The sequence below is a fragment of the Kitasatospora sp. NPDC051164 genome (assembly GCF_044455625.1).
Taxonomy (GTDB): Bacteria; Actinomycetota; Actinomycetes; order Streptomycetales; family Streptomycetaceae; genus Kitasatospora.
The window spans coordinates 212,641-227,849 of the sequence record NZ_JBITFB010000014.1 but is presented as its reverse complement, the minus strand read 5'-3'; the positions used below and the strand labels follow the sequence as shown (position 1 = coordinate 227,849).

13 protein-coding genes are annotated in these 15,209 nt (G+C 69.1%); all 13 read left to right on the top strand.

Annotation, left to right across the window (positions count from 1 at the left end; translation table 11 throughout):
• The first annotated feature begins 126 nt into the window (after positions 1-126).
• Entirely contained in the window at positions 127-603 is a 477-nt protein-coding gene (locus ACIBEC_RS22475) for a hypothetical protein (RefSeq protein WP_396288659.1), read from the top strand.
• Between the two features lie 31 nt (positions 604-634).
• Positions 635-3,124 carry an ATP/GTP-binding protein gene (locus ACIBEC_RS22470; RefSeq protein ID WP_396288657.1) on the top strand — a complete coding sequence of 830 codons (2,490 nt, stop codon included), beginning with the start codon at positions 635-637 and terminating at the stop codon, positions 3,122-3,124.
• A complete protein-coding gene (locus tag ACIBEC_RS22465) occupies positions 3,121-4,137 on the top strand; it encodes a replication-relaxation family protein (RefSeq protein ID WP_396288655.1) in 1,017 nt (338 codons plus the stop codon). Before ACIBEC_RS22470 ends, ACIBEC_RS22465 begins: the two co-directional genes overlap by 4 nt.
• Positions 4,138-4,171: 34 nt before the next feature.
• A complete protein-coding gene (locus ACIBEC_RS22460) occupies positions 4,172-5,518 on the top strand; it encodes a ParB N-terminal domain-containing protein (protein ID WP_396288653.1) in 1,347 nt (448 codons plus the stop codon).
• Between the two features lie 254 nt (positions 5,519-5,772).
• Positions 5,773-6,630 carry a DUF4417 domain-containing protein gene (locus ACIBEC_RS22455; RefSeq protein WP_396288651.1) on the top strand — a complete coding sequence of 286 codons (858 nt, stop codon included), beginning with the start codon at positions 5,773-5,775 and terminating at the stop codon, positions 6,628-6,630.
• A gap of 79 nt (positions 6,631-6,709) precedes the next feature.
• A complete protein-coding gene (locus ACIBEC_RS22450; protein ID WP_396288649.1) occupies positions 6,710-7,111 on the top strand; it encodes a hypothetical protein in 402 nt (133 codons plus the stop codon).
• Complete coding sequence (locus ACIBEC_RS22445) at positions 7,111-9,729, top strand: hypothetical protein (protein ID WP_396288647.1); 2,619 nt, start codon at positions 7,111-7,113, stop codon at positions 9,727-9,729. The genes ACIBEC_RS22450 and ACIBEC_RS22445 overlap by 1 nt, the downstream gene beginning before the upstream one ends.
• Positions 9,729-11,996 carry a hypothetical protein gene (locus ACIBEC_RS22440; RefSeq protein WP_396288645.1) on the top strand — a complete coding sequence of 756 codons (2,268 nt, stop codon included), beginning with the start codon at positions 9,729-9,731 and terminating at the stop codon, positions 11,994-11,996. The genes ACIBEC_RS22445 and ACIBEC_RS22440 overlap by 1 nt, the downstream gene beginning before the upstream one ends.
• Before the next feature lie 14 nt (positions 11,997-12,010).
• On the top strand, positions 12,011-12,475 hold the full coding sequence (locus ACIBEC_RS22435; RefSeq protein WP_366106558.1) for a hypothetical protein: 465 nt from the start codon (positions 12,011-12,013) through the stop codon (positions 12,473-12,475).
• Positions 12,476-12,637: 162 nt separating this feature from the next.
• Positions 12,638-13,066, top strand: coding sequence for a hypothetical protein (locus tag ACIBEC_RS22430; RefSeq protein ID WP_366106557.1), 429 nt, complete (start codon positions 12,638-12,640; stop codon positions 13,064-13,066).
• Positions 13,067-13,296: 230 nt separating this feature from the next.
• On the top strand, positions 13,297-13,803 hold the full coding sequence (locus ACIBEC_RS22425; protein WP_396288643.1) for a hypothetical protein: 507 nt from the start codon (positions 13,297-13,299) through the stop codon (positions 13,801-13,803).
• A 117-nt stretch (positions 13,804-13,920) separates the two neighbouring features.
• Positions 13,921-14,334, top strand: a complete 414-nt coding sequence (locus ACIBEC_RS22420; RefSeq protein WP_396288641.1) for a hypothetical protein — start codon at positions 13,921-13,923, stop codon at positions 14,332-14,334.
• A complete protein-coding gene (locus tag ACIBEC_RS22415; protein ID WP_396288639.1) occupies positions 14,327-15,097 on the top strand; it encodes a hypothetical protein in 771 nt (256 codons plus the stop codon). The genes ACIBEC_RS22420 and ACIBEC_RS22415 overlap by 8 nt, the downstream gene beginning before the upstream one ends.
• Positions 15,098-15,209: the final 112 nt, after the last annotated feature.

The following is a 15,209-nucleotide window of genomic DNA, read 5'->3' as shown; positions in this document are numbered from 1 at the left end:
TCCCGACACCTGTAGCAGACGAAAGGCCCGTTTGCTCTCTGGAGGTGCCGCCGTGCTCCCGACTCCCCCCGTGCCCGCTCCGGCTGACGCCGCGGCGCCGCCCACCTTGCCCGCGGACGGTGGGCGATGACCACGACCGACCTCATCGACGGCGTCATCGGCTTCACCGGGGACCTTCCCGGTCACGCCGAACAGCTGGCGGACACGGTGATGGCCAACGCCTGGTGGGTCGCCCTGGTCGCCGGCGGTGTCGCTGCTGCGGTCCGCTGGGCCCTTTCCCGTGGCCCGATGTCCAAGCGAACGGCCCTGGAAGTGCTGCCGACGACAGGCTTCGACCCGAAGCCGGAAGAGGTCATCCGCTTCGGGCACCAGATGGCCCGCGCGCACAAGAGCGTGTCGCGCTGGCTCGTCTCCTCGACCCGCACCAGCGCACTCCGCGTCCGCTTCACCTGCTCCGACGGAGCGCTGTCCATGAGGGTCGAGGGACCGGACCGAGCGATGTCGGTGCTGCGCCACCAGGGCTACGCCCAGGTCGAGATGCGGCCCGTGGAGGCCGACGGCCGTGCTGCACGCGAACAGCCGCAGATCCGGCTCGGCTCCTGACGCCCCGACGCACACCACAGACAGGTAGATCATGACCATCGCACCAGACCCGACCGTTGCACCGCCGGTCGATCTCGCCAAGCCGCAAGCTGACGTCCGCGACAAGCCGGCCACCAGGGAGATGCACTACGCCCGCGCGGAACTGGCTCTGGCGCTCCCTGACCACCTCGCCCTGCGCGAAGTGCCGCTCACCCCGGACCCGCTCGAGGCCCTGGCCAACGCGGTCGCCGACGTCCGCGAGGAGCTCGGCGAGAGCGCCGACGTCATGCTGGACCTCGTTCCCGTCGCCCCGAACCGGGTCGGCAGCCGCCGCCGGCGTCTGCTCGCCCAGGCCCGCCGCAACCCGTCGGACGGTCCGGCCATACCCGGCATGCCGCAGCAGCGCACCAACCGGTTCGGCTTCGACCTCGGCGCCGTCATGTCCGAGATCGCCACCGAGATGAAGGGCAACCAGGGCGGCGGCGGTGCCCGGCAGCGGCAGCACCACCAGCAGCAGCGCACCCACCGCGTCGCCGACATGAAGGCCGCGATGGGCAAGCTCGCCCCGGGTGCCGAGCCGGTCTTCTCCATGCAGCTGCTCGTCCGCACCTGCGCACGCGATGAGTACCGGGCCCGGATGCTGCTGGACCAGGTCCTCGCCGCCCTGGAGCCGTGGTCCGGCGACAACCACCTCCGGCCCGTCGGCCTCCACCTCGGTGTCACCCGCGTCCGTTCGGACCACTGGTTCTACCGGAGCAAGTTCGACCGGCGCTTCGAGACCGGGCTCTTCGTGCCGCGCCGGCACTCCTGGGTGACCGCCCAGGAGATCGCCGGCCTGCTCAAGCCGCCCACCAAGCACAACAATGCCCCCAACATCACCCGCTCGGGCGGGGTCGTGCCGCCCCCGCCGGCGGCCCTCCCGACGTGGACGGGACAGAAGGGCCTGCTCCCCCTCGGTTGGGTGTCCAAGTCCGGCGGCGGCGAGCGCCTGGCCGGCGTCCCGCTGAAGTACCTGCTGTTCGCGTTGTTCCTGGGCAAGTCCGGCTTCGGCAAGACCGAGATGTCGCTGGTGCAGGCGATCGCCCTCGCCCACAACGGGTTCGGTGTGCTCTTCCTCGACCCCCACGGCGACGGCTGGACCCGCGCGCGGCCGTACCTGGCGCACAAGGAACTGGCCGACCGGATCTGGGAGATCGACCTCACGTCCCCGGAGCTCGACAAGATGGTCGGCTCCTGGAATCCGCTGTCCATGGAGCGCCGGCGCGAGTCGGAGATCCCCGACATCGTCCAGTACATCGTCACCGGCTTCGCCGCGGCCCTGAACTGGAGCGACAGCGCCGGCCGAGCGAAGACCATCCTCACCAGGGCGGTCGAGTCCCTGGTTTACCTGTCGTGGCACGTCTGCCGCGCCGGGCGGCCCGAGCTGGCTCCCACTGTCTTCCAGATCCGTACGATCCTCACCGATGCGGTCTGGCGCACCAACGTGCTGCCTTACCTGCCCAAGGACATCCGGGACTTCTGGGAGAACGTCTTCCCGAGCTACAGCAAGGAAGCCGTGCCGGTCGTCACCAACATCATCGAGCGCCTGTCGTCCAGCAACGCGATCAAGGCGTTCCTCGGGTCGAGCCGGTCGACGTACGACATCCGGCACGCCATGGACACCGGCAAGATCGTCTTCGTCTGCCCCGCCGGCACCGGCGACGTCGACCGCATCATCAGCTCCCTGCTGATCTACGACCTCTTCCGCGCCGGCCTCTCACGACGAGACACCCCGCCCGACCAGCGCCGCGACTTCTACACCTTCATCGACGAGCTGACCAGCGTGGACGGCGCGTCCAAGGGCACCCTCGCCCAGATCACCGAGCAACTGCGCAAGTACAACGTGAAGTTGCTCGCCATGACGCAGATGGCGCAGCGGCTGAGCGCCACCACCAGGCAGGGCCTGCTGCAGAATCTGTCCATCCTGTCGACGACCGCGTCCGACGTCGACGAGGCGACGCTGGTCACCCGCCGGTGGGGAAAGAAGGTCTCCCCCGACACGATCGTCCAGCTCAACAGGTACAACTACGTGATGTCGGTGACGCTCGACGGCGGTACGAGCGACCCGTTCCGTGTCCGCGGTGCCTCGGTGGAGGACCTGTACGGCGACTACTTCCGGCCGCAGAACGAGGAGCGGCTGGCCCGGGCCATCGACGAGAACCTGCAGCGCCGCTCGGTGCGCGACATCCTCACCGACCTGCGCCGGCTGGACCTGAGGCTGCGCCGGTTCATCGTCACCCTCGATGTCCCGCCGGACGACGACGACCCCACCGGCGCCGACGTGCCGCCCGACGAGCCCGACTTCGACGAAGCCGCACCCGTGGACGACGAAGGCCCCGGTGGACCGACCGATGGCACGGTGTCCGCCGGTGGGCCCGCCAAGCCTCGGGTCCACGACAGCGAAGGCACCCTCATCAGCGGCGCGCAGCCGGATCCGGCTGACGAGACCCCGAACAACGTGCACCCGATCAATCCCCACCAGAACCAGTCGAGGCTCGGATGAACATGCCCCTTGCCGAGTCGCCCGCGACGTCGGCGCCGACGCGCAGCTTTCACACGATCGGCCGCGAAATCCTGGAACTGCTGTACCAGCACCGGGTGCTGTCCACCCCGCAACTGCATGTGCTGTTGACCCTGCCCGAGAAGCGGCCGGGCCGTCCCGTGTACCTGCGCTGGCAGCTCGGCGAGCTGCACCAGGCCGGGCTGGTCGACCGGATCCGGGCACAAGGACCCGGCGGCCGCGGGCGCGTCCAGAGCCAGCCGTTCCTGTGGTTCCTCACCGAAACCGGCGCCGCGTCGGTGGAGGAGGCCGGAGAGCTGCCCTCCCGGCCCTACCGGGTGTCGCCCGAGTCGGTCGCCGGGGCCCGGCAGGCACACACGCTCGGCGTGAATGAGGTCGGTGTGGCCTTCGTCGAGTGGGCGCGCCGCCTCGGCCACGAGTGCGGTCCGCTGGACTGGACCCCGGAGGTCGCCAACCGGATCCGTGACGGGCAGCGCCGCTTCGAGGACGACCACGTCATCAGCGACGCCATCCTCAACTACGTGCACATGGAGCGCGGTGGCCGGCGCACGATGCTCAGCTTCTTCGTCGAGTTCGACCGCGCCACGATGACCTCCGCGCGGCTCGCCGCGAAGCTCCAGGCCTACGGGCGGCTGTACGAGTACGTCCCGCAAAGTGCGGACCGCACGCGACGGACCCCGAACGCGACGCGGCCGGCGTGGATGTACAACTACCCGGTCTTCCCCCGGGTCCTGGTGATTCTCGACGCGGCGCCGCCGAAGGCCGGGGAGCCGGATCGGCGCCCGCAGCGGCTGGCCGCGCGCACCGAGGACCTCTACACCCGCGCCGCGGCGGACGTCCGTCTCAGCCGGCTCAAGGGCGACATCCACATCGGTGTCACCACCCTGCAGCAGCTCCAGGAGCACGGGCCGTTCGCCCCGATCTTCACCCCGCTGCTGAGCGGCACGCAGTCTGCCCGCCCCGCCCCTACCGACCTCTACCTCGCCACGAAGTGACCGGCCGCGCCCCGGCCCCGAAGGAAGCAGCACCATGACCAGTACCTCGCTCGAGGCTCCGCCCGACGGCGGGAGCATGATCCGGCTCACCGAGATCCTGCACCGCAGCGTCAAGCTGCGGCAGCGGCGGTTCGAGATGCTGCCGCTGCGCGGCCAGGGCGCACCCTTCACCGAGCCCCACGCCCGCAACCCCTCCGACTCCCTGCCTCCGTCCGAGCTCGCCGACCTCATCTCCTCCATGTCCGTCATCGGCCTCCTGGAGCCGGTCTTGGCCGAGGAGATCGTCGTCGACGGGAAGGCGCCGACGATCCGTCTGGTCACGGGGGAGCGCCGACTGCGTGCGATGCGCTGGGGCGCCGTCAACCGGCCCGACAACCCGCACTTCGCGGCCCTGCCCGCCGTGGTCTGCCCGGGTCCCTTGTCCGAAGAGGAGCGTCACATGTGGCGCTTCGTCGAAAATTTCGCGCGCGAGCCTCTCCGGCCCGGCGAGCAGGCCGCCGCCCTGCTGTACCAGCGGTGCGCCATCCTGGTCGGCAAGCTCCTCAAGGCCGGCAAGCCCGTGCCCCAGGAGGTCTACGCGATTCCTGACCCGGCAGAGCGGTTCCACGCCTTGGAGAAGATCCGCGGCACCGACACTGCATGTGCCGCTCCCTGGAGCGAGGTGCTGGACCGGCTCGGGCTGCAACTCAACGAGCGCAAGGCCGGCGAGCTCGTGCGTGCGTTCCGCGCGCTGCCGCGTGACCTCACCGAGGAGATGGACGAGGCGGCGGTCCGCCTGAACACGCGGATCAAGTTCGCCGAGCTCCGCAATGGCCGGGCGCAGGCTGCTGAGGGCATTTGGGCCGCGTTGAAGTCCTCCAAGCGGCTCCACCTGCTGCCGACCGCCGTGAACGTCGGCTTGGAGGAGCCCGAGCTTGACCCGGAAGAGATCATCACCGAAGCCGAGGAGCGTCAGGACGCGGCGAACGCCGGCCGCCGGGCGAAGCTCACCCGGGTCCTGAGCAGCTCAGAAGCTCAGGAGGAATCCGAGGACGGTGAGGACGACGCCGCCCCGTCGGCATCCGGCCAGGAAGGGCCGCCCGAGGTCTCGGTGGCGGAGGATGCGTCGCAGCTGGCCCCGGCGTCGGCGGCCGCGGCCGGCACCGCGGTGCTGACGGCCGACGCCGCCCCCGGTCGCCCGGCCGTGGAGACCGACACGATCCGCACCGCTCTGGACGGAATCCGCAGCCTGCTGGTCGAGGTCCGAGCCGGCAAGGAGATCGCGCGTTACGACCGCGGTTCCCTGCGTCTCGCCCTGCGCGAGCTCAGTACCCACCTCGACGACGCCCCCGCCGGCGAGACAGACCACGATGCGATGAACGAAGGAAGCGAAGCCGCATGACCAGTGTTTCTCTGCCCATCCCGACCGTCGGCGTTCCCCTGCCCGGCCGGGGCTGCGACTGCAACAGCTGCGCCTTCTACGCCGGCCCCGACGGTCGGGGAGGCCCGGCCACCGTCGAGCCGCTGTGCACCGGCCAGAACTCGGACTGCCGGTTCTGTGGGTGCGCGGCAGCCGAAGCGGATGCTCCGGCGAACGCGTGCGTGACCCGGAAGTGCCCGATCCGGTGCGGGAGCAGGACCGACATAGCCGGGTGGATGGCCGACGTCGGCGGCACCTTGACCTTCGACGACATCACCGTCGACAGCACCCTGCCCGGCGGTCTGCCGTCGTTCATCCCCATGACCGACGGCAGCGCCGTCACCAAGCTCGACGCCAGCTTGAACTGGCCGGCCTACGGGGTCGGGCTGCGGCGCGTCTTCTCCCCGGACACCCACACGCTCTACAAGCGCTTCACCGAGCAGACCGCGCGCCAGGCCCTCGCCCTCGGGGAACACCAGAAGGCCGTCCTCGTCGGCTACGGCGAGGACCCCCTCGTCGAGGCCTTCTGGACCCGCCGCGAACGCGACAGGCTCGTCGAGCGAATCGCTGAGCAGGAGTGGGACCTGGTGCTGTCGTGCAACTACAGCATCTACGGCGACTGGCCCCGCACCGAGCACCTGCTGAACATGCGCCGCAGCTTGATGCTCGCCCAGGAGTTCGCAGAGGCCGGCGTGAACGTCGTTCCGAACGTGTACTGGTTCCGGCTGGAGGACCTCCAGCGCTACCTCGCCTGGATCGAGGACACCCAGCCGGCGGGTATCGCCATCAACGTGCAGACCGTCCGCGACAACGCCGACTGGGACAGCTGGGAGCGGCCCGGCCTCCACTGGTTTGCCGAGCATCTGCCCGAGGACATGCCGGTCTTCCTCACCGGCCTGTCCCGAGCCAACCGCATCGCCGAGATGGCCGAGATCTTCGGTCCCCGGTTGACCTTGATCTCCCAGAACCCCCATCAGTACGCCCTGCACGGCGCGATCATGACCCCCAACGGCCGCGAGGATGTCCACGCCCGAAGCGAGGACGCGTTCGCCGCGACGGTCCAGTACATGGCCTCGCTCCTGCCGAATCGCTGAAACTTCTTAGCCCGCACTGTCACACCGGCGGCTCCTCCCACACCTGTAGCAGGTGAAAGCACCTACGGGAGGAGCCTCCATGACGACCGACACCAACCACCCTGATGCCGAGACGACGCAGACGCCGAAGGCCGCTCCCGCCTGGCGGCTGTGGATCCTGCTCGTCTGGCACCCCGCGCTCGGCCTTCCGGTCGACCCCGTGGCCGTTCTCGGCCTCGACGAGGGCCAGCAGCAGTCCGCACCGGTCGTGCGCTGGGTCCCACTTGTCTACGAGGCGGCCGACCCCTGGCGAGAGCGCCTGAGCGCACCCACCACCAGCCAGGACATCGAACGCTGGCTCGCGCAGTCCGGCGGCGTGTGCGCGATCGAGCCCGCCGACGTTCCCGACGGCGCGCTCGACCTCACCCACGCCGCCGACCTCGTCCTGGACGAGCTGCTCGCCGAGGTCATCCCTGCGCTGCCGTCGCGGGGTGACGGCTGATGGGCACGGGCAGCAAGTCCTCGCACGCCTCCTACGCCGTAGGGCCCACCACCGCGTCCGAGGCGGACGACGTGGTGGCCGAAGCGCCGGCGCAGCCCATGTCCGACGAGGAAGTCCAGGCCAAGGCCGACCTCCTGATGGCGATGAACCTCATGGAGGAGATCACCGACCCGCCGTTCGCCCTCGACCCCGAGGACGAAGTCCCGACGGACCCCGTCGATCGGTACAACGCCTTCGTCGGCCAGGTCGAGCAGGCTCAGGAGGCCATCGAGAAGCTGAAGGAGGCGGGCGCTTCCGACGAGGAGATCGAGGCCCACACCAAGGCGCTGAAGGCGCAGACCCTCGCCTACCTGAACTCGCTCGACGAGGACGACCTGCGCGAGATTGCCGAGGCCAAGGGCTTCGAGCACCCGGCGCTGGTGGGTCTGTCCGGCAAGGGCCAGCACCCCCTGGTCCACTGGCTCGACCCCGCGTACCCGGGCGACATCCCGTCCAAGGCGAAGATCCAGGCCGCCGCTCTCAACCGGTACAACGAGCTGCTCGCCGGCAAGACGGTCGGCGGAATGACGCTGGCTGACCTGCACGAGCTCGAGGGAACCGAGCCGCCCCTCAGCGGCGGCGCCTGGAAGGCCACGCCGGACGAGGTCGCGGCCTCCGCCCAGGCGGTGACCGCGTCGATCGAAGCCTGGAACGAGGCGAAGAAGACCTACGGGCCACAGTCTCAGGAGCAGAGGGCCGAGGCCCTGCAGGCCATGCTGGCAGCCGAGCAGAAGATGGAGTCGGCCGACTGTCCTGAGCTCGGCGAGGACCTGGCCAAGGCCAAGGCCGAGGCCAAGTCGGTGGTCGATGATGCTCTCCATCACACGTACGTGGCGCCGAAGGACGTCCAGCCGCTGATCCAGGAGGCTCTCGCCTCGGGGAAGCTGAGCGAGACCGAGGCGCAGCACCTCGGTGGTCACCAGCTCGTGGCACTCATGCGGCCCTCCACGCCGGACAGCGAAGTGGAGTCGCTGAAGGCCCTGGCGGCCAAGAGGCAGGAGCAGCTGGCGAACCTCGACGCCGGCTACGCCGCTCACGTTGCGATGGCTCCCGGTGGGGACCAGCCGCTCAACCTGCCGCCTGCGGGCGATCCGGGCGCGCCGCAGGCGATCGCCGCGTGGGCGAAGAACGCCGGTGACGTCCGGGACATGCAGACGGGCGTGAACAGCTGGTACGCCTACACGCAGCAAGGCGGTGCCAGCGACACCCCGTACGCCGAGCACCCGGCCCTCGGACCGGGGAAGTACCTCCAGCCCAACGAGATCACCAGTGACTTCAAGACGTGGGCCGCGAAGCAGAAGCTCGCCGACCTGCGCACCGTCGCGGCCGAGCTGGGGATGGACAACAACGGCAAGGCCACGCGGGCCCAGGTCCAGAACTACATCGCTGCGAGCTTCAACAAGAAGTACGACCAGCAGGCCATCAAGGACAAGGTCAACGCGGACGTCGCGAAGAAGGAAGCGGCCAAGGCCGCCAAGTCGGCAGCCGCCTCGGCACCTTTGGCGAAGCCCGATGGGGGTCTGGCCTCCGACGAGGCGGTCCAGGCCCTGGCGAGCAAGCTGCCGAAGAAGGTCGCGACCGCCACGCCCAAGCCGGCCGCGGCCGCGGCGAAGGCGCCGAAGCCGGGGTCGTTCAACGCGAACATCCAGGCGCTGATGGCCGAGGTCCAGCAGGCGAAAGCGACCAGCCAGGACGTCCCGGCCTACGTCGATCCCAAGGAGGTCGCCGGCTGGTCCTTCGGCGCGGGTACCAAGGTGTCGAACCTCGGAGGGACGTACGCCAAGACCGTCCATGCCGGCCCGGACGGCTCGCAGTGGATGTTCAAGGCCGACCACAACCACGGTGGGGCCCTGGGCCACACGGAGGCCGCCGCGTCCCAAGTCCTGTCGTTGGGCGGCGTGCCGGCAGTGCCGGTGTACCACCACAAGAAGGCCGACGGCACGGCCGGTTCCATCCAGCCGCTGCTCAAGGACGCCAAGCCGTTCACGTCCAGCCCGAGCCAGTGGACGCAGTCCCAGGTCGACGCGATCGTCCGGTCGCACGTGGGCTCTTGGTTCGTCGGCGAGCACGACGGTCACCAGGACAACTGGCTGGCCACGCCCTCGGGCGGCCTCGTGCAGATCGATCGCGGGCAGGCCTTCAAGCACTACGGCCTGGACAAGCTGTCGGTCGACTACGCCCCCAGCGGCGGCGGCGGTTTCACCCCGATCCACCAGAAGCTCTACCAAGCAGCCCTGGGAGGCGGCTTGGCCAAGGGCGTCAAGATCAGTCCTGCCGCCGCGCACCCGGTGATCAAGAAGTTCGAGTCCATGCCGGATGCACAGCTGCGCTCGATCCTGCACTCCACCGCGCACGAGGGCGTCAAGGCCGGCGTGGCGTGGGTGCCGCAGATGCGCAGCAAGGCGGCCAAGGCGCTGAAAGTCCCGCAGTCCCAGGTCACGCACGCCCAGATCGCCACGGCGTTCCTGGACCACGCAGTCGAGAGGAAGAACACCTTGCGTCAGAACTTCGCCGACTTCTTCGTCAAGCAGATGGGTCTGCCCTCCGGCGCCTCCCTCAAGCACGGCGGTGGTAGCTGATGGGAACCGGATCCAAGTCGAGCCACCAGAGCTACGCGGTCAGCCCCACCGCGCTCGCCGAGGCACCCACCGCGCCGCCGGACATCACCGGAGCGCCGAATGCGGCCGAGGGGACGGACCTCACGGGCGCGGCCGCGGGAGGCACAGGCATCCCCGAGCTCGAGGAGCTGGAGCTCTCTCAGCTGCTTGCCGAACCTGCTCCCCCTGCGGAAACTCCCGCTGCCGAGGAAGCTCCGGCGGAGCTCGACGCGCTGCTGGGCGCCGAACCCGCACCTGAGCCTGACGTGTCCGTTACCGGACCCGAGGAGGAACTCCAGGAGGCTTCGGCCGAGCCCGAGGGCCTCGCGGCCGAGGGGGAGCTGCAGGGCAGCGCTGAGGAGGCGCCGGCAGAGGAGGCCGGACTGCTCCACGCCGACGACATCGAGGAGGTCCAGGAGGAAGAGGAGGAGACGGACCCGCCGCTGACGCCGGTGCCGGCCGCGCCCCCCGTCGGCGAGCCGACCGGCACGCCGCTCCTCGTGGGCGGGGACGACTTCATCAACTCCGAGGCCACCCTGGTCGCCTACGACTCGCCGGACGGCCCGCGGGAGGTTCTCCTCACGCACATCTCCGAGGAGGCCGAGGAGAAGCTCCTCGACGCGCTGAGCATCCCGGGCACCCACATGGAGGAGATCCAGGTCGAGGAGGAGGTCAAGGAGCGCCTCGACCTCGACAAGGAGAAGAAGCTGGCCGAGCTGACCAAGACCGCGATCAGCTCGGTGCAGCACAAGCTGAAGGACGGCTTGCCGATGTCGGATGCGTCGATCGCCAAGCACCAGGCGGCCTACGACGCAGTCGCCGACGTCCTCCACAACCCGTCGATCAGCGACGAGGAGGAGGCCATGGCCCTGCACTACCTGCACCAGCTGCAGGTCGTGAAGGACAAGATCGACAACGGCGGGTCGGTCATGCCGTGGATGGACGCCTACGAGGTGACCGAGACCAAGATGGTCACCAAGCAGATACCGGTGCCAAACGGGGATCCGGAGCCCGGCACGCTCGCCGCGACGGTCCGCAAGGCCAGCCGGATCAAGGCGTCCCTCGACCCGGAGACGGGCCAGTCGTCCTGGGACGGCGTCACCCGCAGCTCCGCCAACGGCACCGAGTACGAGATCGACATGGGTGACGGCTGGACCGCCGTCTACCGCCCGTACAAGGACAACGACCCGAAGCACACGGAGTTCTCGCTGCGCGGGCAGCTCGAAGTCCACGCCCCGGCTGGCGCCGGCCACGGCAAGGACCTCGTGGAGCGCCTGGAGCAGCTCCACCTGATGAACAAGCCGATGACCGCGGCCGAGGGCGAGTGGACGTACCTGTCGAACAACATCCAGGCGCAGGGGCTCGGTGGAGCCGCCGGCATGCAGGCGGCCATGGACACGGCCCAGGGACTTCAGGACCTTCAGGTCCAGGAGATCGTGCACCAGCGGATGGAAACCCTCATGGGCCTCGACAGCGGGGACCTGCAGACGGCGATGAAGCGGATCCAGTTGGAAGCCGCCCACAAGGTGCTGCCGATGAAGGTCGAGGTCGTCCGGGACGCCGTGGCCAAGGCCTCCGGATTCTCGGACGGGGCCGCACTGGCGGCCAGCCCGGGCTACGAGCCGACACCGTCGACCTCCGGCAAGTGGCTGACGTGGTCTCGCTTCGACGTGACCGGGAAGCAGGCCGAGATCCAGGGGGCGTTCAAGGGGAGGTCCCTGACCCACGGTCTCCACGGCGGTGCGCTCGCCAGTCTCCTGGGAACCGGCGTACTGGCCTCCACGGAGAAGCGGGCCGTCATGGGCATCGGCGGCGGACTCGGCATGAGCGAGCAGGCCGACAAGATGACCGGCGGCGCCAACAGCGTGTTCCTGCGGGTCAAGAAGACTCCCAGCCAGCCGAGCGGCGGCATGCTGATCTGGGACGACCCGAGCGTGCTGATGCGACGAAGTGACTACTACGCCTACAACGGCGACCACTACGGCGCCATCAACCCCGCGCACCACAACTACAACGAGAGCGCGATCACCCGGGACCCAATGAAGATCGCGAAATTCTCCGCCGCCGGCAACGAGGTCATGTTCAGGAACGGGCTCGACCTGTTCGGAGCGGAGGCGCCCAGCCGGATCGTGTGCCACACCGCCGCGGAGCGCACCACCATCCTCGCTTCCCTCGCCTCACGTGGCATCACCCACATGGGCGGGAAGGCCGTCGAGGATGTCCTGTGCACGACCGACGACTACAGCTGACAAGGAGCGATCGAATGACACAGCAGTGGCGACAGCGATTCTCGGACCTGGTCGCGGGCAACCACAGCCCCACGGGCGACCCGGTGGACGCCGGCGCGCGACTGATCGTGTGGGACCCGGACGGGACGGAGGTCTTCCGCGCCGCCCTCGCCCGGCACCACCGGGTCGAGGACGAGGATGAGCCAGAGCAGGTTCTGTGGATCCGGCCGCTGGTCGGCGGCGAGGACAACGGCGCTGGCTACCTGTTCAATCTCAACGCCACCCGTCGGCGCTCCCTGACCTGCGCTCGCGGCACCCTTGTCGACGACGGGGTGGAGATAGACCTGACCAGCGGGCAGCGAGCACGCATCGAGCCGGCCGACGGCCCCGAGCTGGAGCAGCTGATCCACTGGGACGACTTCACCAACCGGCTCACCCCCGACGAGGACGCCGCGCTCAAGCGCCTGGACGCCGACTCATGGCACGGACGGTACGCATGAGCGGCCCGGCGCCGGCACCGAAGAGGCGAGCATGGGGCGTGTTGGCATGATGGCCTCGAGGCCACGGCGGCCGCGCAGAGGAACCGGGAGGTCTCGCTGCGCCGGCCGCATGCCGACCAGCATCGACGCAAGATCCAGACCGCGCCCGAGAGGAGGAAGAACATGGCAGATCGAGCCCACCCGGTAACGGAGCAGCGGCACGCCGAACTGCGGAGCCCGCTGCCGGAGGACGAGCGGAACCTGCCTGTCGACGTGCATTGGCTGCGCCGGCGAGCGAAGCAGTTCGCCTCCGTCTCGCAGCGAGACTTCCACCTCGTCTTGGACCTCGCGGCGTACGCGTCGATCAGCGGCATGCCGTTCCTCTCGCACTACGCAGCCCAGGTGTATCTGGGCCCGAAGAGCGCGCGGCTGAAGGTGCCGTTGATGGCCGTCAACCTCCAGCTGGTGACGACGCGCGAGGAGGCCGACCGCGCGCTGGCTCACGAGACCATGCACCTGGTCGTTCCGTCGTACGGTCACAAGGCAGCCGCGTTCGCCCGGGCCCAGCTCCTGCTCGACCAGGTCGGACAGCTCACCGCCGCGCCGGCGTAGTCCGGCGTCCACCGGCCGGCCGCGCTGCTGCTCCCCCAGGGGCATCAGCTGGCCGGCCGCCACTTCAACCGATGCGTTGCGTATTCACGTTTCAATATGTATTGTGGTGCGTGTCGGACGGGGAAGACCCCACCGGCCGGAGCCGCTGTTCGCGGCCTTCGACTCCAGCCCTGTTGACCCTGACGCGCGACAGCGTGCCGATCACGGGCCTGACTCTTCTCGGAGACCCCATGCCGAGCACCATGAAGAAGCCCTTCAACTACGTCGAGACCGCGGCCGTCACGGCCGCGGTGAAGCGCGCCCGGACCGGTCAGCCCGCTCAGATCGGCCCGGACCCGGCCCTCCACAGTCAGGACGCCGAACTGCACTGGGTGGAGGCGGTGTTGCGCCACCGTCTCTCACTGCGCTCCCTCAGCCGCCCGGTCAGCATCCGCGCCAAGGATGACGACACCCATCCGCTCGTCGCGGACGGCAAGCACTTCCCCGCGGTGGCGCTGTCCATCCCTTTCGCGGACAAGACGCTGGCCTTCCTCGCGAGCTACGACGACCGACGCCGCCTCGTCTTCGACCTCCTCGCCCCGTGCGAGCGGTGCGGCGCGCCGGTTCCCACCGAGGAAATCAACTCCCTTGAGGACCTGGGCGACTACCTCCTCCAGGCCCGCGACATGCTCGGGGGATCCCCCCGCCTCCGTACCTCCCCCGCGCACGCCGCGGGCTGCCTCGCACGCGGCGACTGATCGCTCTTCCCCCTTGCCCACTGGCGCCCCCGGCTGATGCAGCCGGGGGCGCCCTGCATGAAGCGACACCTCACCATGACGACAGCAATTCCGGGCTCCCCCGTCGGCAAAGAACCTGTGCAGCACGAGCCGGGCCCCCAGCCCACCCCTGACGTGTACGGCCCCTTCGGCCGGGTCGTCGACGTCCGCAAGGACGCCCCGACGTCGGCGTCATCGGCGTGGGTGACGTGGCTGCTGTTCATGGTCCCGCTGTGCATCGCCGAGTTCCGGGACCTCCCGCAGTTCGAGATTGCGCGCGTCTCGGCGCGGGCCGCCGACCTGATCGCCAGCCACGGGGACGACGCGCAGTACGGCGGCCACCACCAGCGCAGTGCGCGCACCGCCATCGCCAAGGGGCTCGCCGTGCTCGCGAGAGCCGACGGCGGCGTGACCGCGCTGGGAATCCACGCGTGCGTCCGCCCTCACGCCGGCTGCCCCGGCATTTCACCCACCCACTCCTCCCCTTCGAAGCACGAGGAACGAGATGTCTGAGAACAACACGGCCGGCAGCATCAAGCCCAAGCGGCTCCTCACCCAGAACTCGGACCTGAGGAGGATCGGCGTATTCAACTGGACGCTTCCGGCTTTTGTGATCGAAATGCCTGACGGCAGCCATTTCAACGTCTGCCCCCAGGCGGGCGTGTGCGCCCAGTTGTGCTACGCCCGGGTCGGCACGTACCGGTTCAAGAACGTCCGCGCAGCCCACATTCGAAATCTTCTCCTCTGCCGGGACACCCCTGAAGAGTTCGAGAGGCGAATGACGGAAGAACTCAGCCACAAGCGATACGCCGGAAAGTGGATTCGCTTGCATGATTCAGGCGAGTTCTTTTCCGATGAATACGTCCTCACCTGGATGCGCATCATGAGGAATTCGCCGGGAGTCCGTTTTTACTGCTACACCAAGGAAATCAGCCGGTTTCGTCGGCTGGTCGTGGACGATGCGCCCGAAAATTTCCTCTGGTGCTGGAGCCTGGGCGGGAAGGAGGACCACCTCATCGATCTGAAGACCGAACGGCACGCGGATGTTTTCCCGACCGTGGAGGCGCTGATCGCCGCCGACTACACCGACCAGACCGAATCCGACCTCCTTTCCGTTCTCAGCGAGTCCCCGCTTGTGGGAATCCCGGCCAATCGGATTCCGCACCTTCTCAAGAAGCAAGGGCAGGAGACATTCGGCAGCCTTCAGCGGGCGCGCGACAAGAAGCTCCGCGCGAAGAACTCGGGCGCGGACCAGGACTTTGCCCTCGCGCACTGACCGCTCACGTGGGGGTGGGGGGGGGGGGGGGGGGGGGGCGCCCCCCCCCCCCACAGCCCCCCCCCCGCGCAAGATTGTGGGGGATTGGTGCGCAGCTAGTTGATTTTGGTCT